Source organism: Sporichthyaceae bacterium (assembly GCA_036269075.1).
In the GTDB taxonomy this organism is placed as follows: domain Bacteria; phylum Actinomycetota; class Actinomycetes; order Sporichthyales; family Sporichthyaceae; genus DASQPJ01.
Map to the genome: position 1 here is coordinate 18,545 of DATASX010000037.1, position 22,045 is coordinate 40,589.

Below are 22,045 nucleotides of genomic sequence, written 5' to 3' on the forward strand. Positions count from 1 at the left end.
CTTAACCGACCGTGAGACACAGAAAAATCTTCGGGACGGCCGGCGCGGCCGCACTGCTGGTCGCCGTCGCGGGCCCGGTGAGCGCGCACGTGACCGTGCACAGCGTCGAGGCCTTCCAGGGCGCCACCGACGCCGAGATCGTCTTCCGCGTCCCGAACGAGGAGGACAAGGCCAACACCACCAAGGTCGAGATCGACCTGCCCTTGGACACCCCGGTCATCGGCGTCGCCGTCGAGCCGCCGCCCGGCTGGACCGCGGCGATCACCGAGTCGAACTTGCCGAAGCCGGTCCACACCGACGACGGCGACGAGACCACCGCGGTCACCAAGGTCGTGTTCAGCGGCGGGAAGATCGCTCCGGACGACTACCTGGACTTCCCGATCAGCGCCGACCAGTTGCCCAGCGCGCCGCAGATCGTGTTCAAGGCGATCCAGACCTACAGCGACGGCACGGTCGTGCGCTGGATCGACCAGGCCGCCCCCGGCGGCCCGGAGCCGGACCACCCCGCGCCCACCCTCGCGCTGCCCGCGGCCGCGCCCGGTGGGGCCGTGTCCGGGTCGACCGCGTCACCGCCGACCTCGCTACCGAGCCCGGTGACGCCCCAGATCCCGTCGGCGGCCGCCCCGCCGACCGGCGGGGTTCCGAACAACTCGGAGCTCCAAGCCGTGAACGCGCAGCTTGCGAACAAGGCGGACAAGAACCGTACGAACCTGGCGTTGGGCCTGGGCATCGCCGGACTGGTGATCGGTCTGCTCGGCGGCGCCGCCGGCGCGTCGGCGCTGCGCCGGCGTTGAGCGACCTGACCTCAGTGAATGGGCTCGGCGGCGCTGCCGTTCAGGTGCTTGGCCAGCGCGGTCAGCACGTCGGCGGCCATCGCCATCTGACCTAGCGCGTTCGGGTGCAGGGCGGCCGCCGGGACGTCGGGGACCACGCCCTCGATCCACTTGACCCCGTCGGGCTCACACGGCCCGTGGCCGATCGAGGTGGTGTAGGTGTCGACGTAGGTGGCGTTGTCCAGGTAGGAGTCCCACGACAGCGCGGTGTTCAGCCGCTGCTGCAGGTCGCGCAGGTAGGCCACGTCGGAGTTGTCGATCGGCAGCTCCGGGATGCACCCGATGCCCTCCGAGGGCGCGACAACCGGATACCCCACCACCATCACCAGCGCATGCGGCGAGCGGGCGTGGATGGCTTTCAGCGCCTCGTCGACCTTGATGGCGATCTTGTCGATCCGCTGCACCATCACGTCGGCATCGCCGGGCGACCACTGGTCGACGCAGCTGCTCTGCCTCAGGTCGAGGGTCACGCAGCGTTGCATCCAGCCGACCAGGCCGAGGTCGTTGCCGCCGATGCCCAAGGTGACCAGCGTGGTCTCCGGCTTGAGCGCGTCGAGCTGTGCCGGGTTGTTGCCGCCGATCACGGTCTGCAGGGCGGTCAGGTTGTTGATCGTCGCGCTGCCGCAGCTGACGTCGGCGAACTCGGTGACCTGCAGGGCCGCGGCGACCAGCCGCGGATAGTTGTTCTGGGTCCGACCGCAGCCGACCGGCTCGCCGATCGGCATGCCGGTGAGCGGGGAGGCGGTGTAGGAGTCGCCCAGGGCGACGTAGCGGTGGGAGATCTCGTTCGCATCGGGTGCCGGGGTGGTGGCCGAGGCCGTTCCGGGCACACAGAGTGCTACCGCGAGCATCGCGGTGACCGCGCCGGCCGCAACCCGACCGCCCAGCAGCGCCATTTCGCGACTCCCTGTGAGGAGGGTCACCTTCCGTGGGGGTGATTGCCCGTGCTGACGCAATTACCCGCTACGCGCACTTTATGACGGCGCACGGAAAACGGTCCACCTTTCGGTGATCATCGTTGATCTTTGCAATCACCGTGAATTGATCAAACGAGGCTGAGGCCGCCGTCTACCCGATGGTGCCCGCCGGTGATCATCGCTGCGCGGTCGGAGAGCAGGAACAGGCACATCGCGGTCACGTCGTCGGTGTGCGCGATCCGGCCCAACGGGTGCATGGCGCCCCACCCCGCCCGGGCGTCCGCCGGTAGTTCGGCCAGCAGCGGGGTGTCGACCGGCCCCGGGGCGACCGCGTTGACCCGGACCCCGGACGGGGCGAATTCCAACGCCGCGGTCCGGGTCAGTCCGACGACCGCGTGCTTGGCCGCGGTGTACGGCGCCATGCCGGCGCAACCGCGCTCCCCGGCCAGCGACGAGACGTTCACGATCGACCCGCCGCCGGCGGCGACCATCGGCGGGATCTCTCGCCGCAGGCAGTGGAAGACGCCGTTGACGTTGATGTCCAGCACGTACTGCCAGTCCTTGATGCTGCAGTCGGTCAGCAGCCCCGGCGGCCCGCCCACACCAGCGCTGTTGACCGCCAGGTGCAAAGTGCCGAACTCCTCGAGCACGGTCTCGAAGGCGGCGTCGACCGAGGCAGGTTCGGCGACGTCCACCAGGACCGGCAGCGCCGTCCCGCTGCCGGCCTGCACAGTGGAGGCGGTCCGGCCGATCGCGTCGAGGTCCCGATCGGCCAGCGCGACTGTTGCGCCCGCCCGGGCCAGCGCGATCGCCACCGCGGCGCCGATGCCCGAACCCGCGCCGGAGACGAACGCGAACTTCCCGGCGAACGCGCCGGACCCGGTGCGCAGGTCCGTCACAGTCGCGCCTCCCAGCCTCGAGGAAAGTCTTCCGTCATGAATGTGCGATGAATCCCGTTTGTCGAAGATAGGTGGATTCGTCGCACTTGTCCCCCGATCGCCGGAACTGCCGCAGCGCGGCTCGGAGCCGTACTGACTAGCGTTCGGCGGGACGAGAGGGGTGGACCGTGACGGCTGAGGCAGCCGACGACGCACGCGCCGCTGTCGCGGCAGAGCAACGGGCCGCTGTCGCGGCGGAGCAACGGGCCGCTGTCGCGGCGGCCTTCGACAACTCCGCGGACAGCTACGAGCAGGTCGGGGTGGCCTATTTCGGGCCGTTGGGCGCCGAACTCGTGCGCCGCGCGGACCCGCGTCCCGGCTCGACGGCTCTGGACCTCGGCTGCGGGCGTGGGCACGTGCTGTTCCCGTTGGCCCAGGCGGTCGGCCCGACCGGCCGGGTGACCGGGGTCGACCTGTCCACGCGGATGGTCGAGCTGTGCGCCGCCGAGGCCGCGGCGCGGGGGCTGGACCACGTGCGGGTGGTCGAGGGCGACGCCGGGACGCCGGACTTCCCCGCCGCGAGCTTCGACGTGGTCACCGCCGGGATGGTGATGTTCTTCGTGCCGGCGCCGCGCGAGGCGGTCCACCGCGTCGCCGGTCTGCTGCGTCCGGGCGGGGTGTTCGGGATGAGCTCGTTCGGGCCCTCGGACCCGAAGTTCGCGCAGACGATGGCGATCCTCTACCGGCACCGGGCCGGGCCGCCGTGGGAGGAGGCCACCGACAAGCCGTTCGACGACTGCGACTCGATCGCCGCGATGCTGACCCAGGCCGGTTTCGTCGACGTCGCCGTTGGCGAGGCCGAGCACGAGATCGTGCTGGCCGACCGCGACCAGTACTGGGCCTGGGTCGCCTCGCACGGTGGTCGGATCCTGATCGACGCGGTGGGCCCGGAGCGGTTGCCCGCGGCGCGGGTCGAGATCGACACGATGCTGACGGGGCATCAGGCCCCGGACGGGAGCCTGGTCCACCGCTCGATCGCCCGCTACGCGATCGCCCGGGTGCCGCTGTGAGCCTGGCCGTCCGCGACGCGGTCGCGTGGGACTGGCCGGACATCTGGGCGTTCGCGCGACCGATCCTGGCCGCAGGGGAGACGTACACGGTCGACCGCGCGATCTCCCTCGGTGCCGCGCGCGACTGGTGGATGGTCGAGCCGCCGGGGTGCAACTTCGTGGCCGTGCTCGACGACCGGGTGGTCGGCTCGGCGAGACTGGTGCGCAACCAGGGCGGCGGCGGGTCGCACGTGGCCAACGCGAGCTTCCTGGTCGACCCGGCAGCGTCGGGGCGGGGCGTCGGGCGGGCGCTGGGGGAGCACGTGCTGGCCGCCGCCCGGGCCGAGGGGTTCCGGGCGATGCAGTTCAACGCGGTCGTCGAGACCAACGCCGCCGCGGTGCGGCTGTGGACGTCGCTGGGCTTCGCGATCCTGACCACCGTTCCGGAGGCGTTCGACCACCCGCGACACGGTCTCGTGGGCCTGCACGTCATGCATCGGCGGCTGGAGGGGTGATCGGTTCCTAGACTGGGGCGCCGCCATCCGAAGGGAAGTTGCGTCGCCATGTCCGAGGCCCAAATCGTCAAACCCGCCCCGATCAGCGGGTTCCCGGAGTGGTTGCCCGAGGTCAGGCGGGTCGAGCAGCAGTGGCTGGACCTGATCCGGGCCACCTACGAGCGCTACGGGTTCTGCTCGGTGGAGACCCCGTCGGTCGAGGCACTGGAGGTGCTGACCGCCAAGGGGGAGACCTCGCAGGAGGTCTACACGCTCTCCCGACTGCAGGGCGGTGGCGCGAGTGACTCGACCGAGCGAGGGACGAGCGAGGGAGACCAGCGAGCATCGAGCACAGCTAATGACGCCCGGCTGGGCCTGCACTTCGATCTGACCGTGCCGCTGGCCCGCTACGTCGCGCAGCACTTCAACGAGTTGGTGTTCCCGTTCAAGCGGTATGCGATCGGCCGGGTCTGGCGCGGGGAACGGCCGCAGGAGGGCCGGTTCCGCGAGTTCACCCAGTGCGACATCGACGTGATCAACGTCGACCACGTGCCGCTGCACTTCGACGCCGAACTGCCGCGGATCGTGCACGAGGTGCTGACCGACCTGGAGGTCGGCGGGTTCCGCATCGGCGTGAACAACCGCAAGGTGCTGCAGGGTTTCTACGCCGGGCTCGGCATCGCCGACCCGCTCGGGGTGATCCGAATCGCCGACAAGCTCGACAAGATCGGGGCCGAGGCGGTCGGCAAGATGCTCGAGACCGAGCTGGATCTGACGCCCGCTCAGGTGACGGCTTGTCTGGAGCTGGCGCAGGTGCGCGGGTCGGACGCCTCGGTGGTCGACGTGATCGCCGGGCTCGGTTCGTCGGGGGAGTTGCTGGAGGTGGGCCTGGCCGAACTGTCCTACGTTCTCGGCGAACTGGCCGACCTGCCGGCCGGCAGCGTGATCGCCGACCTGTCGATCGCCCGCGGCCTGGACTACTACACCGGCACCGTCTACGAGGGCCAACTGCTCGACGCCCCCGGGTTCGGCAGCATCTGCTCCGGCGGCCGCTACGACAACCTGGCTGGGGAGTTCATCCGGCGCGATCTGCCCGGCGTGGGTATGTCGATCGGGCTGAGCCGGTTGTTCGCCAAGTTCGTGGCCGAGGGCCGGTTCACACAAGCTCCCAAGTCGCCGGCCCAGGTGCTCGTGGTGATCCCGTCGGAGGACCGGCGGCGCGATGCCTTGCGGACGGCGGCCGAACTGCGCTCACGGGGCCTGAAGGTGGAGACGTACCACGAGGCGGACAAGCTCGGGAAGCAGATCCGTTACGCGTCCCGAAAGCTCATCCCGTACGTGTGGTTCCCGCCCTTCGAGGACGGCAAGCCGCACGAGGTCAAGGACATGACCTCCGGCGAGCAGGGCCCCGTCGACCCGGCCACCTGGCAACCGGCAGCCGGTTCCTAAGCACTGCGACGGGCCAGGACGCGGTAGGTGTTGGCGTCGTCGGTGGCCTTTGCCAGCTTGGTCAGGGCCGCGTCCACGTGGTGCATCGCCTGGAAGGCCTTGGGCGCCACGCGCTTCCAGACCAACTCGTGGCGACGGCGCCGGGCCGGGGTCTCCGGCTCGGTCAACCACGGCAGGCTCGGGTCGCGGGCGACGACCGCGAACAGTTGCACCAGCGCCCACGTCGCGTCGATGCCGATGTGGGCGGGGCCGCGGGTGATCCGCAGGATCTCGAAGCCGCGTTCGCGCAACGCCCCGAGCAGGTTGGGCAGCGGGATCATGTGCTGATGCTGCGGCTGCAGCAACGGGAACCACCACCGCCCGAACGCCGGGGCCAGGCCGTAGTCCGGGTCGGGCATCTCGACCAGCAGGTGGTTGCCCGGCCGCAGCACCCTCGCGGCGGCGTCGAGCTCGGCGCGCGGGTCGCGGGTGTGCTCCAGGTAGTGATGCATGCTCACCACGTCGAAGCGGCCGGACAGTTCCTCGACGAGGTCGCCGAACAACCCCCGGTGGCCGCGAGCCAACCAGCCGCGGCGCTCACCGAGTTCGACGCCTTCGCCCAGATCCAGACCCTCGAACACGGTGTCCGGCAGGACCGCGCGAGCGTGTTTGGCGAAGTAGCCGTAGCCGGTGCCGACGTCCAGCCAGGTCCCGGGCTGGGTCACCGAGAGCACATCGCGCGCCCGGGCGGTGTTGACCGCGGTCGCGCCGTCGAACACCGGCTCCATCACGCTTGCGCCGAGGCCGTCGTAGAAGTCGCGGTAGTAGAAGCTCAGCCCGTCGAGGTTCAGCCGCGGGTTCTGGAACAAGTGCCGGCAGGTCCGGCAGCGCGACAGCCGGAACATCCCCGGCTTGCCCTGGATCAGCTCCGGCGTACGAATCCGCACAGCCAGGTCCGGTGAGCCGCACCACGGGCAGGTCCGTCGGGGTTCCTCGAGGAACCGCTCCACGCCGGTGGCCAGTTGCTCGGCGTACCAGGCACGCAGCTGCGTCCGGAGCTCGCTCACGGGACCAGTTTGCCCAGGAACTGCCGGACCGCGTTGGCGTACGCCTTCGGGTCGGCGTTCCAGGACGCGACGTGCCCGGCCCCGGAAACCCGCACCTCGCTGACGAGGTCCGGGTACGCGCCGGCGAACCGTTGGCTGGTCGAGATCGGCACGGTCGGGTCCTCAGTGCCGTGGAACACCAGCGCGGGCACGTGCAGCCACGAGCCAGGCAGGTAGTCCAGCCCGCCCAGGCCCAGGTGGTACCGGTGGTCGGCCATCCACTTCGCGGTGGCGGTCAGCACATCGGGGATCGGCAGGTGCACGAGCGGGAGGCTGCGTTCGCCGGCTTGCCAGTCGATCGTGGCGGCCAGGTCGAGTGCGGGCGCGTCGAGGATGATCCCGGATATCAGCTCGGTCTCCTCGGGTGGTGCGTCGGCCAGGAACGCGGCGACGATCGACCCGCCCATCGAGGAGCCGAACAGCACGACGTGCTTGGCGCCGGCGGCGTGCGCATGGTCGACCGCGGCGGCCAGGTCGCGCCACTCCGTGCGGCCGTACTCGTAGCGGTGGCTCGGGTCCTCCGGGGCCGCGTTGTCGTTGCGGTAGCTGATGTCGAGAGCGGGGATGCCGGCGCCGTGCAGCACGGACAGGGCCCGCAGCGGTTCGGTCCGGGTGGCGCCGCGGCCGTGGACCGCGATCGCCCAGGTGTCGTTCGGGGTGCCGTTCGCCGGGACGAACCAGGCCGGGCACGATCCGCCGGCGCACGGCAACGACTCCTCGGTGAAGGATGCCCCGAACGCGCCGGGGTCGGCGTACACGTCGCGGGCCGGCACGACGCCGGGCTTCGGGTGGTCCACAGCGAATGCATCGGAGTAGATCTGGCCGGCGAAGTACAGGCCCCCGCCGCCGAGGGACAGCACTGTCAGGGCGGCCACGATCCCCACCGCGACGAAGATCTGACGACTCCTCAGCCGGACGCCGCCGCCTCGTGTCACGGTCACTGAACCTCCTGAGCGTTACGGTCGGGCCCCAACCCAACCAGGTCGCCGTGCGGCGCGGCCGGCGCATGGATAGGTTCGGGGCGTGCGAGTGCGTCCGTCGACCGTCCCGGTCGTAGTCGGTTCGGCCCTCGCGATCCTCACCGCTCGCAAGTGTCGCAACGCCGTCGGGCGGGTTCCGCGGCCACCGGCCGACCCGCCCGTGGTGACCGAGCGGGTCTCGGCGCTGATCCCGGCCCGCAACGAGGCGCACCGGATCGCCCCGACGATCCTGACGATGCTGGCTCAGCAGGGCGTGCCGGACCTGGAGATCCTGGTGCTGGACGACAACTCCACCGACGGCACCCGGGAACTCGTCGAGAAGCTCGCCGCGGGCGACCTACGGCTGCGGGTGCTGTCCGGCCGGCCGTTGGCCCAGGGGTGGAAGGGCAAACCGCACGCCTGCATGCAACTCGCCGAGGCGGCGACCGGCACCGTGCTGGTGTTCGTCGATGCCGACGTCGAGTTCGCCCCGCTCGCGATCGCCGCCGCGGTCGCGACGTTGCGAGAGTCCGGGCTGGGCCTGCTCTCCCCGTTCCCGCGTCAGGTGATGGGCTCGACGATCGAACGGCTCTACCAGCCGATGATCAACTGGACCTGGATGGCGAACCTGCCGCGCGACCCGGACCCGGCGACCGGTCTGCCGAAGACCGTCGTCGCCAACGGGCAGTTCCTCGTCATCGACGCGGCGGCCTACGGCCGGGCCGGCGGCCACGGCGCGATCCGCCTCGCGGTCCTCGACGACCTCGCGATGCTGCACGCGATCGTCGGGACCGGCGCGAAGGCTGCCGCGGTCGACGGGACCGCGTTGGCGTCCTGCCGGATGTACTCCGGGGCCCAGGAGCTGATCGAGGGCTACACGAAATGGATGTGCGACTGGGTCGACTCCCCGCGCAAGGTCGCCTGGACTGCCGGGATGGTAGGTCTGATCGACGTGCTCCCGGTCGCGGCCGCGCTGCGCGGCTCGAAGGTCGGTCTGTTGGGCTATCTCGCGCCGGTGGTGGCCCGGGTGGTCGTTGCGCGCCGATTCGGTGAGCCGGCGCTGCCGTGGGCCGCCGCCCACCCGGCGACCGGCGTCATGTCGTTGGCGTTGATCCTCGAGTCGCGGCGCCGCAACCGGCGCGGGGCGCGCACGTGGAAGGGCCGGACGGTCTGAGGCTGGGATCGACTAGCGCACCGGGAAGCGCTGAGTCTGGGTGGGAGCACTGTCGTAGCCGTTGCCGAACCCGCGTTGGTTCGCCACCACCGTGCAGATCCCGGCCGCGACGAAAGTCACCGTCCGGCCGTCGCTGCCCAGCGTGCAGGCGTTGTCCGGCCCCGGGGTGCTGAGCACGACCGGCTGCCCGGAGGTGCCGAATGTGCTGACCACCGTCACACGGTAGCTGCCGCCGAGCGCGGGATCGGTCGGCGGGGTGGAGGTCACCATGACCTGTTGGGGTTCCTGGCCGTTGCCGGACTGCGCGTCGCCGCCGAGCCCCGGCCCGGAGTCGAGGATCTGCACCTCGTCCGGGACGACGGTGATCCGGCCGCCCGTGCCCGTCGGCCGCTGCCGGACCAGACCGCCGCCGCCGGAGCCGATCCCGGCGCCGCCGCCGCCCTGGACGTGCGGGTACTGCGCGCTGCTGCCGCCGACGGTTCGCAGGCCGCCACGCAGCAGGCTGACCACTCCGCCGTTGCCGCCGAACCCGCTGCGGAACTTGGCGTGGCCGGTTCCGCCGCCGCCACCACCGCCGAGCCCGGCGCCGCCCCCGGCGCCTGGTTCGCCGTAGTTCCCGGCGTTGCCCGCTGATCCGCCGAGGGCGGTCAGCCGCCCGCCGTTGAGGATCAGCGTCCCGGCGTTGCCGCCCGTGACGTACCGGCTGTGGTTGGGGCCGTCGCCCGCGCCTGCGCCACCGCCCCCGATGCCTGCGCCACCGCCACCGCCGCCGGCGTAGTAGACGTCGTTGTTGCTGCCGTCGCCGCCGGTGGCGATGACGCTGCCGCCGAGGATGTGGACGGCGCCGGCCCCGGCCCCGTCGGTGCCCTGCAGCGGTTGGATCGCCCCGATTCCCCCGCGGCCGCCGATGCCTGCTCCGCCGCCACCACCGAGCCGCCCCCCGCCGCCGGTGGCTGTCAACCGGCCGAGATGCAGCGGGGTGCTGTCGCCGATGGTGAGCATCGCGTCGGGCGGGACCGAGATGCCGGGCGACCCGGCGGGGGCGTTCTTGATGTTCACCGGCCAACCGGCCAGATCGAGTTCAGCACGTCCGCCGGGCGGGATCATCAGTGGTTGATACGAGTGCTGGCCTGCGTCGTCGATCGGATTGCACAACTTGGCTGTGCCGCCGGTGCGGAATGCCGAGACCAGGCCGGTCCACGTGGAGACGGTGCAGTCAGTCGCGTGCGCTGCGTGCGCCGGGCCGACCAGACAACCGGCGCCCAGCGCCATCGTGGCGAGGAGTCGGCCGCCTGCGCTCCTGATACGGCATTTGCCCTGGACCATCGGCCCGGTACCTCCTGGGGCTGGCGGGAATTCATCGGCAAGCCCTCGCATCTTTGCCGAGGGTGTACAAATCGTACTTCCGCGATCGCCGATTAAATACGTATCGGATCCGTTAAGAACTGCTCACATAGTGTCGACGGGAATGTGAGATTCCGGGAATCGAGCAGCAACCGACGCGATACCTGACGGTCAGTCACTTCTCCGTGCCACCCAGCGGAACGTGGTCATGACGGCGTCGAAGAGCGCGACCCATTCCGGCGCCGGGTCGACGATGCTCTCGTCGGCCACCGTGACAGGCGCGCGAGTTCTTGGACTGCCGCGGTCACCTTCTCGCGGTGGGCGTCCCAGTTGCCGGTGAAGTCGTCCATCGAACCGCGGACGGTCGTTCCGCCCCAACCCCGCCCGGTGACCTCGCAGTCCGCGCGGATGTGCTCGAGGCCCTCGGCCACCCGGCGCAGGGACTCCGAGAGGGTGTCGAGCTTGGCGTAGTCGACCCGCAGAGCAACCATCGCCACCTCCGCCGGACTGCGCGGGTCCCGTCCCCGGGATCGTCCCACGCAAGATCCTTCGACCGGAACTCCTCCGCCGGTGTCAGACCTTGCGCGCCAGCACCCGGTAGAGGTTCGCGTCGCCCGTGCGCTTCACCACCGGGGTCAACGCGGCGTCGGCCTTGTAGGCCCAGGGCAGCACCTTCGGGCACAGCTTCGCCCACATGAACTGGTGGTACGCCCACCGCGCCTTGTTCTGACGGATCGTCAGCCAGGGCAGGCGCGGCTCGGGGGAGGCCACCGCGAACATCGACAGCATCGCGCAGGTGACGTCGACCGGGATGTGCGACTCCGCGAACTGCACCGACACCGGCCGCAGCCCGCGTTCGTTCAACGCCGCGAGCAGGTTCGGCAGCGGCGCGAAGTGCAGGTGCTGCGGTTGGAACCACTGCACCCACCAACCGCGCAGGGCACGTAGCCGCGACTCCGGGTTCGGCACCTCGATCTGCAGCAGGCCGCCGGACGGCAGCACCGCGGCCGCGAGGTCCAACTCGGCGCGGATGTCCAGGACGTGCTCGAGGTAGTGGAACATGCTGATGACGTCGTAACGCCCAGTCAGTTCTTCGGCCAGGTCGGGGAACCAGCCTCGGTGGGCAGTGTCGATCCAGCCCTTCTCGGCCGCCTCGACGACCCCGAGGCCCTGGTCCAACCCGTCGAAGACGGTGTCCGGGAACACGGTCTTGGCGTCGCGGCAGAAATGGCCGAAGCCTGCCCCGATGTCCAGCCAGTTCTTCGGCCCGGAACCGTCGGGGAAGCACGGGAGCAGTTGCCGCGCCCGGGTCTGGTAGACGTCGGTGCGCTGATCGAAGACCGTCTCGATCATCGACCGACCCAGCCCGTCGTAGAAGTCGCGGTAGTAGAAGTCCAGGCCGGTGGGGTTCAGCATCGGGTTCTGGAACACGTGCCGGCAGGTCCGGCAGCGGTCCAGCACGAAGCGCCCGGGCTTGCGCTGGTTGCGGTCGCCGGTGCGCAGGATCGTGGTCAGGTTCGGCGACGAGCACCACGGGCAGGTGTCCCGGCGCGGGTTGAAGAAGCTCTCGATCCCATCGGCGATCTCAGCCTGGTACTTGGACCGGCGGATCGCGAAGGCCGCCTCGAGCGCGACCGCGTCGGTCGGGTCGACCGGGGCCGCCAAGTCCTCCTCGATGCTCACGATCCGTCCCGACGCGCCAGGACCCGGTAGGCGTTGCCGCCGTCGAAGGCCTTGATCAGCGGTGCCATCCACTGGTCGAGATACCAGGCGTACTTGAGCAACTTGGGGGCCACCCGCCACATCTTCTGCTGGTTGTCCAACTTCGTCGGGGTCGGCTCGGGGAACCACGGGAAGCGCGGATCCGGGGTGATCATGTTGACGAGCGACAGCACCGCGCAGGTCAGGTCCACCGGGATGTGAGCCTCCTTGCGCGCCACCCGCACCGGGGTGATGTCGCGCTCGCTCAGCGCCTGCAGCAGGTTGCGGCAGGGGATCAGGTTCTGATGCTGGGGCTGGAAGTACGGCGTCCACAACCGGCCGTAGATCTTCGCGGTGAACGACGTCGGGTCCGGGACCTCGATCAACAGGTACGACCCGGGCCGCATCACCCGGGCGACCACGTCGAGTTCGGCGCGCGGGTCGCGGACGTGCTCCAGGTAGTGGTGCATGCTCAGGACGTCGTACTTGCCGGCGATCTGATCCGCCAGTTCGGGCAGTTCCCCGCGGTAGGTGTGGTTCAGCCACCCGCGGTTGCGGCCCTCCTCGACCCCGGCGCCCATGTCCAGGCCGTCGAAGGTCGTCTCCGGCCAGACCTGCTTGGCGTCCTTGCAGAAGTGGCCGTACCCGGTGCCGATGTCCAGCCAGTTGCGCGGGGACAGGAACGGGGCGACCATCCGGGCGCGCGACAGGTAGACCTCGGTGTGCGCGGCGAAGATCTGCTCGGTTGTCCAGGAGCCCAGGCCGTCGTAGAAGTCGCGGTAGTAGAAGGTCAGGCCGTCGCCGTTCAACCGCGGGTTCTGGAACACGTGCTTGCAGGTGCGGCACTCGTCCATGGTGAACCGGCCGGGCTTGTGCTGCAGCAGATCGGTGGTGCGCACCCGACGCTTGAGGCGGCGCGACCCGCACCAGGGGCAGTCCGGCCGCGGGTCCTCGAGGAAGCGCTCGATGCCCTTGGCGATCTGCTCGGCGTACCAGGGCCGGGCCGCGGCGAAATCAGCGTCGCGTGGCGGCGGGGTCTGGTGTGCAGGTTCGGTGATCGTCATCCGGAGCCTTTCTCGCTGCGCCGCGCCAGTACGCGGTAGACATTCCCGGTTCCGGTGGCCCGAAGCACCGGGGCCAGTTTCTGATCGACGGCGTAGGCGACCCGCACCGCGCGGGGCAGTGCCCGGGTCACGGTGCGGTGCCGGAAGCGGGCCAGGGCATTGGGTTCGGCCAGCCAGGGCAGCCGCGGGTCCGGGCCGGCCCACTGACCCAGCGCCAGTACCGCGCAGGTGATGTCGATCGGCATGTGAGCCTCGCGTCGCTGCACCCGGACCGGAGTCAGGCCGCGCGCCGTCAACGCCGACAGCAGGTTCCGCAGCGGCATCAGGTGCAGGTGCTGCAGCGTATGGCACGGCGTCCACAACGGGCCCAACGCGCGACCGATCAGGCACGCCGGGTCGGGCAGCTCCAGCAGCAGGTACGAGCCGGGTGCCAGAATCCGGGCGACCAGATCGAGTTCGGCGCGCGGGTCGGACAGGTGCTCGAGGTAGTGGAACATGCTGATGACGTCGTAACGCCCAGTCAGTTCCGTTGCCAGCTCGGCAAGTTCGCCCCGGTGGGCCTGGTCCAACCAGCCGCGGCGATGGCCCTCCTCGACCGCCGCACCCTGGTCGAGGCCGGCGAAGATCGTGCCCGGCAGGACTTCCTTGGCGTCCTTGCAGAAGTGGCCGTAGCCGGTGCCGATGTCCAACCACCGGCGCGGGGTGCAGAACGGCGCGACCGACCGGGCGCGGCTGCGATAGATCTCGGTCTGCCAGGAGAAGAACGTCTCGGTGGTCGAGGCGCCGAGGCCGTCGTAGAAATCGCGGTAGTAGAAGGCCAGGCCTTCCGGGGTCAGGCTCGGATTCTGGAAGACGTGGCCGCAGGTTCGGCACTCGTCGAACGCGAACCGACCCGGCTTGCGCTGCACCAGGTCCGGAAGTCGGGTCCGGGTGTGCAGCCGGCCGGAACCGCACCACGGACAGGTCGACCGGCGCGGGCCGACGAACCGGTCGATGCCGGCGGCTATCTCGGCCCGGTAGAACGGGCGCAGCGCGGCGAAGTCCGCGTCGGTCGGCGGGGCCACGGTGGTCATGCAGTGTCCTTGCGGGCCACGATCCGGTACGCGTTGCCCTGGTCCAGGCTGCGCAGGACCCGGCTGATCCCGACGTCGACGACGTGGGCGACCTTCGCCAACGCCGGGAACGCCTTCGACCAGGCCAGGTGATGGCGCCGCCGCCGCCAGGAGCAGTCGCGCGGCGGGGCCCAAGGGCTCTGCGGGTCCGGGGCCAGCAAGGTGGTCAGGAACATCGCCACGTAGGTCAGGTCGACCGCGGTGTGGGCCCGGTGCCGCTCGATGTCGACGATCGTGAAACCCCGTTCGCGCAGGGCACCCAGCAGGTTCGCCAGCGGGATGAAGTGCTGGTGCTGCGGCTGGAACCACGGCGCCCACCAGGACCGCAACACCCGCCCGAACGGGGCGGACACGTCCGGCATCTCGATCTCGGCCAACCCGCCGGGGCGGACCACGACCGCCAACGCGTCGAGTTCGATCCGCGGATCGCGGGTGTGCTCGAGGTAGTGGTGCATGCTCACCACGTCGTAGCGCTCGGCGATCCGCGGCGCCAGTTCGGGGAACAGGCCGCGGTGTCCGGTCACGACGCGGCCGAGGCGGGCGGCCTCCTCGACGCCCGCGGAGAGGTCCAGCCCGTCGAAACGGGTGTGGGGCAGGATCTCCGCGGCGTGCAAGGGGAAGTGGCCCCGGCCGGTGCCGACGTCGAGCCAGTTGCCCGGCTCGGTGCATCGCAGCACCGAACGTGCCCGGGACAGGTTGCCCTCGCGGCCGAGGGCGAACACGTACTCGGCGACCTCGGCGCCCAGGCCGTCGTAGAAGTCGCGGTAGTAGAAGTCCAGGCCGTCGATGTTCAGCCGCGGGTTCTGGAACAGGTGGCCGCAGCTGCCGCACTCCTCGACCACGAACTGCCCAGGCTTACGCTGGATCAGATCCTTGCTCTGCAAGCGGATCCGGAGCACCGGCGAGTGGCACCACGGGCAGGTGGAGCGCCGGGGCTCGAACAGCGTGCCCACGCCGCGCTCCAGCACCGGGGTGTAGAACGCCCGGGCTTCCGCCAGTGCCGCATCGGTGTCGACCACCGCCGAACCGGTCATGTCCCACCACCGGGCAGAAGTTCCTCGAGCCGCACGGCCGCGGCGGCCGCGCCGCCTGCGGCCTGGAACGACTTGCGGATCCGTGCGGCCCCGGCCGTGTACGTCGGGTCGTCGAGCACGGCGCGCAGTGCCGCGCGCAGCTCATCGGCGTTGACCCGGCCGAACTTCACCCGGATCCCGGCGCCGGCCTCGGTCACCTGCGAGGCGACCGCCGGTTGGTCGTCGCGGATCGGCGCGACCACCAGCGGCACCCCGTGCGCGAGCGCCTCACACGTGGTGTTGTGCCCGCCGTGGCCGACCACGGCGTGCAGGTGCGGCAGCAGCTCCAACTGCGGCACCCGTGCGGCGAGCAGGACATTCGGCGGCGGATCGAGCCCGGCCGCCTGGGCGATGACCACGGCCTGCACGTCGGGCATCGCCGCCACGGCCTCCAGCGCCACTCGGAAGAACCGGTCGCCGTTGTCCTGGTTGACCGTGCCCAACGAGATCAGGACGTGCCGCTTCGCCGGGTCCAACCAGTCCCAGTCGAACGACACCGGGGTCCCGCGGCCCCCGAAAGCCGGGCCGACGAACGCGATGTGGGCGCCGGGCGCCTGGGGCGGGGCGAGCAGCTCGAGGGAGGAGAACGCGATCACCAGCTGGTCGGAGAACCGCAGATCGACCGGATCGGCAACCCCGTGCGCGATCTGAAAGTCCGTCATCCGGTCCTGCGCCCACACCCCCAGCTTCGGCATGGTCTCGTACTGCCCGGTCAGCTCCGCGGTAGTGGTGGCCGAGGTGGCCCAGGCGAGCTTCCGTTCCCGGGCGACCAGTGCCCCGGCCAGCGCCTGCTGGTCGGCCAGCACCACGTCCGGTCCGAACGTCTCGACCGCGCGCCGTACCCCGGGCACCATCGACTCCGCCAACGGGATCAGGAAGTCCTCCCAGAAGAACCGGAACGCCGTCGCGGCGCGCAGCCCACGCCAGCGCACCAGGCGCTCGGCCAGCGGTTCGCCCGCGAACTCCGCGTCGACGCCGAACACCTGCTTGCCGGACGGGAGCACACCGGCCAGGTAGCCGGAGTTGCCCGCCCAGGCGACGTCATGCCCGCGCTCGGCCAGCGCGGCGGCCACCGCGACGGTCGGCAGGATGTGCCCGGTCAGCGGTGGGACGACGATCAGACAGCGCATATTGCGCCCTCACTTCGTTCGATCGCGCGGCCCACCGTTCGATCATCCCAAACCCGGCCGGTGCGAGGGTGCCGAACCTGTCAGCCCGCTTCAGCTCGGGCAGCTCGACCTGCGCTGCGCGGCCAGCCAGTCGACCACGATCCGGCGCACCACCGGCGTAGCGTCCATCAGCACCGAGTGCCCGACCCCGGGGACCACGGTCAGGGACGCGGTCGGCAGCAGGTCGGCGAGTTGGCGCGCGTAGTCCGGGACGTCGGAGCTCTCCCCGTAGACGGCCCGGATCGGGCAGGTCAATGCCCGCAGCCGGTCGACCGGGATCGGCCGCGCCTGGGTCAGGTCGGGGTAGAAGCTGGTGTGGTTGGCCAGGTCGGTCAGCGCGTCCATCATCTTGACGACCTTGCGGCCGAACCGCCGGATCCAGGCCTGCAGGTTCTCCTCGCCCATCTCGGCGACGACCCCGGCCACCCGCTCACGTTCCGCGGCGATCTGCGCGGCCCAACCGTCGACGTTGAAATGGGCCTCGATCAGCACCATGCTCGCGACCCGCGCCGGGTTCACCACCGCGAAGTCCAGCGCAATCGTGCCGCCGTAGCTGTTGCCGATCAGATGCACCGGGACGCGGATCTCGAGCGCGTCGAGCAGGCCGGTGAGGTCGGCGACCGAGTCCTCCATGGCGTACCCGGTGCGGGTGCGCTCGGAGTCGCCGTGGCCGCGCAGGTCGTAGAGCACGGCCTCGGCGCCGGTCTTCGCGACCGCGCCCGCGACCGTGTAGTAGAAGCTCGCCATGTTGTCCATGCCCAGGCCGTGCAGGAACACCACGGGTGGCTCGTTCCGCTGCGCAGTCGGCACCGCATTCAGGTGCTGCACGTGCAGCCGGATGCCGTTGGCGACGATCTCGGACATCTGCGGTCGTCCCGGGGGCGTGAGGGTGCGTCAGGTCGTGGCGTCGACGACGTAGTTCACCACGGTGCCGACGCGCATGCTGATGATCTCATCGAGGTCCAGCTCGGAGAGGAAACCGGCGAAGTCGACCTTGCCGCCGTAGTACTCGGTCAGCTTCGCGCCGAGCTTCACGAATTCGATGCTCTCCATCTCCAGGTCGTCCTCGAACGAGGTCTCCAGGTCGATGGTCAGGTCGAGCAGGTACTCCTCACCGATGATCTCGCCGATGAGGTTCCGCACGACCTCCAGGACCTGGGCCTCGACGTCACTTCGGGCCTGTGTCGACACGTTCGTAGCTCCTCAACTGGCGTTGTGCTCGTTCAAAGCATGTCCGAAGTTCGGGTCCAGCCCACGGCGAACGGCACAGGAACGTCGCCGGTGCGGGTCGTCACCCAGTGTTCTACGCCGTCCACGACCACCAGTAACCGGTCCGAATCGACCGCGGTGACCACGAACCGGGCAGGTCTTCCGCCCAGGCCCGTGCCGCCGGCCTTGGCGACTGCTTCCTTGGCCGTCCAGAAGCGGGTGACCCACCGGGCGCGGTCCTCCTGCCCCGCCGGGGCGATCGTGTCCAGCAGCGCCCGTTCGGCCGGGGTGAGCAGCGCGGACTCGGCGGGGGCGTCCTCGACGAGCTCCAGGTCGATGCCGACCCGCGCCCCGGCCGGACCGACCAGCGCAGCGGCCAGCCCGCCGGCGTGGGCGAGTGAGAGGGCCAGGTCGTCCGTGCCTGCGCCGGTGGCGAACGGCTTGCCCGCCGGTTCGTTGCCGATCTCGAGCTGCGCCGGGAACAGCGGCCCGGCGCCATCGGCCCAGCGCCAGGACCGCAGCGCGTCCTTCGCGGCGATCCGGCCGAGCAGCCACCGCCGCGCGGCGCGCGGGTTGCGCGAGTCGTGCTCGGCGCGTTCGGCCGTCGTGAGGTACTGACGGCAGGTCAGATCCCGGGCGACCGGGTCGGTCCAGGGCTCGGCGAGCAGCCACCAGCCGCCGTCCTGCCGCTGCGCCAGTGTCGAGGTCGCGGGGCGCCGGAAGGCCTCGACGGTGCCGGCGTCGCCCTGCAGGCGCCGGTCGGTCCAGCCGGTGATGTGGCACCACAGGTGGCCCGCGCGATCGCGCAGGTCCAGATCGGCGACGACCTCGTCCGGGGCGACCGACCGCACCTGGACGACGGTCTCGAACTGCGCGTCCTGCACCGGTGGGGGCGCGTAGAAACTGATCGAGCCGATCGTCGCGGGCAGCACCAGGCCGTTCTCGGGTTGGGTCGCGACCCAGTAGCCGAGCAGTTGCCCGGCGGCGTCGAGCAACGCCCCGGGCGCCGGGAGCGCGGCGACCGTGCCCCGCACGCCGTCCTCGGCCAGGGCGCCCATCCGTGTCACGCCCTGGTAGGCCGGGCCGTGGAACATCCAGCGCTGCTCGTACAGGGCGGTGGCGTCGATCGGGCACGGGCGTTCGCCGGTCAGGGCGGTCTCGCGCAACGCCGGTGGCGGCGGGTATTCCGCGGCCAGCAGGACCGTGCCCCGGGCAAGCGCCTCGCGGGTGCCGTCGGCGGCGACGCCGTCGATCGTCACGGTGACCACGTCCGGATCGGAGTCGCCGGCCGAGCGCTCTGCCGCCTCGACCACCAGTTCCACGTGCTGGTCGACGACCACCGGCCGCAGCGCCCGCACGCCCCGCACGCCGATCACCGTCAACTCCGGGACGAGTTCCGCGGCGGCGTCCATCAGCATCGCCACGGTCGCGGTCAGCGGCATCAGCGGGAACCGGTCCGCGTCCGGGCTGCCTTCCGGCGCCTGCAGCAGGCAGTGGTCCAGCAGGTACGGGTCGGTCGCCAACGTCAAGGTGCGGGTGCTGGTCCGCGAGCGCGGCCCGGTCGGCTGCGGCGGCGCGACCAGCTCCGGAGCCACGGGCTCCGGTGCCGGTGCGGCGACCGGGGCAGCCGACCGGGCGTGCGGTCGCGACACGGACACGACGTCCGCGGCCGCGCCGGCGATGTCCGAGAGCAGTGCGGAGTACTGGTCCAGCACCGGGTCGCCGCCGGGCCAGGAGGCCGGTTCCAGGGCAGCGGGCGCGGCGGGGCGCGCGGGACGGTCGAGGTGCATCCCGATGTCGCGAACCAACGGGGCGCCCAGACGCAGCAGGTGCGCGGCATCCGGGCCGGACCGGCGGGGCTGCGGCTTCTTCTCGGGCTCCGGCTCGGCCGGTGAACCGGACAGCCGGCCGAACGCGGGCGCGGCGCCCACTGTCCACAGCGCCGCGGCCACCCGCCGCAGTTGCTGCAAGCCGGTCCGCCGGGGGACGTTCGCGCTCAGCGACAGGTAGGGCACGTCCATGGACTCCAACGTGTCCTCGACGAACCCGGGCAGGCTGCCGGTGCCGACCTGGACGAAGGCCCGGATCCCGGAGGCGTGCAGCCGCTGGATCAGCGGCCCGAACCGCACCGGCTCCACCAGGTTGCGCAGCAGCAGTTCGCGGACCGCGTCCGGCTCGTCCGGGTACTGGCCGACGGTGGTCGCCGACCACAACGGCACCTGCACCGCGCGCAGCGTCAGCCCACCGACGAACTCGCGGGTCGGGCCGAGGAACGGTTCCAGGTAGGGGGTGTGGAAGCCGGACCGGAACGGCAGCACCGAGCCGGTGACGCCGTCGGCCCGCAGCCGCTCGAGGACCTGCGCCACCGCCGCCGCCTCGCCGCACACGATCGACTGGTGCGGGCAGTTGTCGTGGGAGAGCACGACGTCGGGCAGGTCGCCGATCGCGGCCTCGGCCACCGACGCGCCGCAGCCCAACGCCGCGAACACCAGGTCAGGCACCCCGGGGCCGGAGTCGAACGCCCGGGTCGAGTCGGCGAACTCCTCGAACGGGGCGGCGCCGGAGGCGATCAGGGCGCTCCACTCGCCGATGCTGTGCCCGGCCACGACGTCCGGGGTGAGCTCGAGGGCGCGCAGCGCGGAGTCGAGCACCCGGCCCACGGCGGCCAGTTCCAGCCCGCGCCGGCCCAGCCCGGCGGCGGCCGCGGCACGTACCGGCGGCAGGCCGAAGTGCGCGGCGACGTCGTTGACCCGCGGCTCGAAGGACTCCTCCAGCCCGGGGAACAGGAACGCCAGACCGCCGACTGATGCACCGTCAGGACCGTTTCCCAGCAAGGGTTCGGTGGCCAGCCACAGGTCGCTGCGTCCGCTCCACGGCTTGCCCTGGGCCACGATCTTGCGGGCCAGTTCCAGGCGCCGGGCATCGGGGGCCACGATCGCCAACCGGACCGGGCCGCCGGTCGGCGCTTCCGCGGAGTCGTCGCGGGCCAGCAGTTCGGCGTCCGGTGCCTGCAGTTGCGCCGCCAGGTCGGCCAGGTCCAGCCCGGCCAGCAGCAGCACGGCCTCGCGCTCGTCGTCCGTGGAGCTCGCGCCGCGCCGACGGGAGCGTTTGGCCCGCTGTTCCGGCCGCTCCGAGAGCACCACGTGGGCGTTGATGCCGCCGAAGCCGAACGCGTTCACCGCGGCCCGCCGTGGACCGTCGCTGTCCCAGTCCCGGGCCTGGGTCACCGGCGCGAACCGCGACCCCGCCAACGCCGGGTGCGCCTGCTCGCAGTGCAGGGTCGGGGGCAGCACGCGGTCGTGCAGCGCCAGCACGGCCTTGATCAGCCCGGCCGCGCCGGCCGCGGGCATCGCGTGGCCGATCATCGACTTGACCGAGCCGATCCCGATGTCCGGCCCGGCGTCGCCGGCCGGGCCGAAAACCGTGGCCAGCGAGGCCAACTCGGTGGCGTCGCCGGCGACGGTCGCGGTGCCGTGCGCCTCGATCAGGCCGACCACGCCGTGCTGCGTCGGGTCGAGCCCGGCGATCGTCCAGGCCTGGCGCATCGCGGTCACCTGACCCGAGGACTGCGGCGCCATGAGGCTGGCGGCGCGTCCGTCGCCGGCCACCCCGACCCCGCGGATCACGGCGTAGACGCGGTCACCAGCACTGTCGGCGTCGGCCAGTCTCTTCAGTACGAGGATCCCGGTGCCCTCGCCGATCAGGATCCCGTCGGCCTCGCGGTGGAACGGGCGGATGCGCCCGGACGCGGACAGTGCGCCGAGCAGGTTGAATCCGCTCCAGAACGTGATGTCGTGGCAGTGGTGCACCCCGCCGGCCAGGACCGCGTCGCAGCGTCCGGCGCGTAGTTCCCGCACGGCGTGGTCGACGGCGATCAGCGACGAGGCGCAGGCGGCGTCGAGGGTGTAGGCCGGGCCGCCGAGGTCGAGCCGGTTCGCGGTCCGGGACGCAACCAGGTTCGGGACCATCAGATCGATCCCGGACTCCTCGCGCAGCGGCCCGAGGCGTTGCGTGAACCTCGCCCGAACCTCCTCGGCCTGATCATCCGTCAGATCCGGCAGCAGTTCGCGCAGCGAGGTCACCAGCTGGTTGCTGGTTCGTACCCGGTCGACGAAGGAGGCCATCCCGGCGTTGAAATAACCGCCCCGGCCGAGGATCACCCCGACCCGACGGCGGTCGCCGAGGCGATCCGGCCCGCCGGCGTCGTCGATGGCGTTGGCCGCGGTCGCCAGCGCGATCAACTGCTCGGCCTCGATGTCGCCGACCGCCATCGGCATGATTCCGAAGCGCAGCGGGTCGAACGGCGGTGCGGTGACGAATCCGCCACGGCGGGTGTAGAGGCGGTCGCCGGGCCGTTCCTTGGCCCCTTCGGGAGAGAAGAACTCCGGGTCCCACCGGTCGGCCGGGGCCTCGGTGATCGCGTCGACGCCGTTGCGGATGTTGGCCGCGAACGTCGCGAGGTCCGAAGCCCCGGGGAAGACCGCGGCCATCCCGACGACGGCGATGTCCGCCGACTCGCTCACGATGTGCCGATC

General features: G+C 71.2%; 19 protein-coding genes. 5 read left to right on the top strand and 14 right to left on the bottom strand.

What is annotated here, in order from left to right; all coding sequences use genetic code 11:
• Positions 1-11: 11 nt before the first annotated feature.
• Positions 12-794: a YcnI family protein gene (locus VHU88_07680; protein HEX3611554.1), complete on the top strand. Its 783-nt coding sequence runs from the start codon at positions 12-14 to the stop codon at positions 792-794.
• Between the two features lie 11 nt (positions 795-805).
• Here the strand turns inward: VHU88_07680 and VHU88_07685 are convergent, their stop codons facing one another.
• Entirely contained in the window at positions 806-1,729 is a 924-nt protein-coding gene (locus VHU88_07685; GenBank protein HEX3611555.1) for an SGNH/GDSL hydrolase family protein, read from the bottom strand.
• 149 nt (positions 1,730-1,878) lie between these two features.
• The gene (locus VHU88_07690; protein ID HEX3611556.1) at positions 1,879-2,649 is read right to left on the bottom strand and encodes an SDR family NAD(P)-dependent oxidoreductase; all 771 of its coding nucleotides are present in this window, start codon (positions 2,647-2,649) and stop codon (positions 1,879-1,881) included.
• 167 nt (positions 2,650-2,816) lie between these two features.
• Here VHU88_07690 and VHU88_07695 point away from each other — a divergent pair, with 167 nt between their 5' ends.
• Genes VHU88_07695 through hisS form a run of 3 tightly spaced genes read left to right on the top strand, consistent with a single transcriptional unit; the run spans position 2,817 to position 5,620 of the window.
• Positions 2,817-3,698, top strand: a complete 882-nt coding sequence (locus tag VHU88_07695) for a class I SAM-dependent methyltransferase (GenBank protein HEX3611557.1) — start codon at positions 2,817-2,819, stop codon at positions 3,696-3,698.
• A complete protein-coding gene (locus VHU88_07700) occupies positions 3,695-4,192 on the top strand; it encodes a GNAT family N-acetyltransferase (protein HEX3611558.1) in 498 nt (165 codons plus the stop codon). Before VHU88_07695 ends, VHU88_07700 begins: the two co-directional genes overlap by 4 nt.
• Positions 4,193-4,240: 48 nt before the next feature.
• Entirely contained in the window at positions 4,241-5,620 is a 1,380-nt protein-coding gene (gene hisS, locus VHU88_07705; protein HEX3611559.1) for a histidine--tRNA ligase, read from the top strand.
• Here the strand turns inward: hisS and VHU88_07710 are convergent.
• Complete coding sequence (locus tag VHU88_07710; GenBank protein HEX3611560.1) at positions 5,617-6,666, bottom strand: class I SAM-dependent methyltransferase; 1,050 nt, start codon at positions 6,664-6,666, stop codon at positions 5,617-5,619. The genes hisS and VHU88_07710 overlap by 4 nt on opposite strands.
• Entirely contained in the window at positions 6,663-7,646 is a 984-nt protein-coding gene (locus tag VHU88_07715; GenBank protein HEX3611561.1) for an alpha/beta hydrolase, read from the bottom strand. Before VHU88_07715 ends, VHU88_07710 begins: the two co-directional genes overlap by 4 nt.
• A gap of 82 nt (positions 7,647-7,728) precedes the next feature.
• Here VHU88_07715 and VHU88_07720 point away from each other — a divergent pair, with 82 nt between their 5' ends.
• A complete protein-coding gene (locus tag VHU88_07720; protein HEX3611562.1) occupies positions 7,729-8,838 on the top strand; it encodes a glycosyltransferase family 2 protein in 1,110 nt (369 codons plus the stop codon).
• 12 nt (positions 8,839-8,850) lie between these two features.
• On the opposite strand, the gene VHU88_07725 is transcribed toward VHU88_07720, so the two are convergent.
• The 10 genes from VHU88_07725 to VHU88_07770 form a co-directional block, all read right to left on the bottom strand.
• Positions 8,851-10,164, bottom strand: a complete 1,314-nt coding sequence (locus VHU88_07725) for a hypothetical protein (protein ID HEX3611563.1) — start codon at positions 10,162-10,164, stop codon at positions 8,851-8,853.
• A gap of 224 nt (positions 10,165-10,388) precedes the next feature.
• Positions 10,389-10,673, bottom strand: a complete 285-nt coding sequence (locus VHU88_07730) for a hypothetical protein (protein ID HEX3611564.1) — start codon at positions 10,671-10,673, stop codon at positions 10,389-10,391.
• A gap of 82 nt (positions 10,674-10,755) precedes the next feature.
• Entirely contained in the window at positions 10,756-11,865 is a 1,110-nt protein-coding gene (locus VHU88_07735; protein ID HEX3611565.1) for a class I SAM-dependent methyltransferase, read from the bottom strand.
• The gene (locus tag VHU88_07740) at positions 11,862-12,947 is read right to left on the bottom strand and encodes a class I SAM-dependent methyltransferase (GenBank protein HEX3611566.1); all 1,086 of its coding nucleotides are present in this window, start codon (positions 12,945-12,947) and stop codon (positions 11,862-11,864) included. The genes VHU88_07735 and VHU88_07740 overlap by 4 nt, the downstream gene beginning before the upstream one ends.
• Positions 12,944-14,020, bottom strand: a complete 1,077-nt coding sequence (locus VHU88_07745; GenBank protein HEX3611567.1) for a class I SAM-dependent methyltransferase — start codon at positions 14,018-14,020, stop codon at positions 12,944-12,946. The genes VHU88_07740 and VHU88_07745 overlap by 4 nt, the downstream gene beginning before the upstream one ends.
• A complete protein-coding gene (locus VHU88_07750; GenBank protein ID HEX3611568.1) occupies positions 14,017-15,093 on the bottom strand; it encodes a class I SAM-dependent methyltransferase in 1,077 nt (358 codons plus the stop codon). Before VHU88_07750 ends, VHU88_07745 begins: the two co-directional genes overlap by 4 nt.
• A complete protein-coding gene (locus VHU88_07755; GenBank protein ID HEX3611569.1) occupies positions 15,090-16,262 on the bottom strand; it encodes a glycosyltransferase in 1,173 nt (390 codons plus the stop codon). The genes VHU88_07750 and VHU88_07755 overlap by 4 nt, the downstream gene beginning before the upstream one ends.
• A 90-nt stretch (positions 16,263-16,352) precedes the next feature.
• The gene (locus tag VHU88_07760) at positions 16,353-17,165 is read right to left on the bottom strand and encodes an alpha/beta hydrolase (GenBank protein HEX3611570.1); all 813 of its coding nucleotides are present in this window, start codon (positions 17,163-17,165) and stop codon (positions 16,353-16,355) included.
• Between the two features lie 30 nt (positions 17,166-17,195).
• Positions 17,196-17,492 (bottom strand): phosphopantetheine-binding protein, encoded by a 297-nt coding sequence (locus VHU88_07765; protein HEX3611571.1) that lies wholly within the window; start codon positions 17,490-17,492, stop codon positions 17,196-17,198.
• 32 nt (positions 17,493-17,524) lie between these two features.
• On the bottom strand, positions 17,525-22,033 hold the full coding sequence (locus VHU88_07770; GenBank protein HEX3611572.1) for a beta-ketoacyl synthase N-terminal-like domain-containing protein: 4,509 nt from the start codon (positions 22,031-22,033) through the stop codon (positions 17,525-17,527).
• Between the last annotated feature and the right edge of the window lie 12 nt (positions 22,034-22,045).

Coding starts and splice junctions, on each gene's coding strand:
- hisS (HEX3611559.1), top strand. CDS start 4,241: ATGTCCGAGGCCCAAATCGTCAAACCCGCCCCGATCAGCGGGTTCCCG.
- VHU88_07740 (HEX3611566.1), bottom strand. CDS start 12,947: ATGACGATCACCGAACCTGCACACCAGACCCCGCCGCCACGCGACGCT.
- VHU88_07730 (HEX3611564.1), bottom strand. CDS start 10,673: ATGGTTGCTCTGCGGGTCGACTACGCCAAGCTCGACACCCTCTCGGAG.
- VHU88_07750 (HEX3611568.1), bottom strand. CDS start 15,093: ATGACCGGTTCGGCGGTGGTCGACACCGATGCGGCACTGGCGGAAGCC.
- VHU88_07685 (HEX3611555.1), bottom strand. CDS start 1,729: ATGGCGCTGCTGGGCGGTCGGGTTGCGGCCGGCGCGGTCACCGCGATG.
- VHU88_07760 (HEX3611570.1), bottom strand. CDS start 17,165: ATGTCCGAGATCGTCGCCAACGGCATCCGGCTGCACGTGCAGCACCTG.
- VHU88_07745 (HEX3611567.1), bottom strand. CDS start 14,020: ATGACCACCGTGGCCCCGCCGACCGACGCGGACTTCGCCGCGCTGCGC.
- VHU88_07755 (HEX3611569.1), bottom strand. CDS start 16,262: ATGCGCTGTCTGATCGTCGTCCCACCGCTGACCGGGCACATCCTGCCG.
- VHU88_07725 (HEX3611563.1), bottom strand. CDS start 10,164: ATGGTCCAGGGCAAATGCCGTATCAGGAGCGCAGGCGGCCGACTCCTC.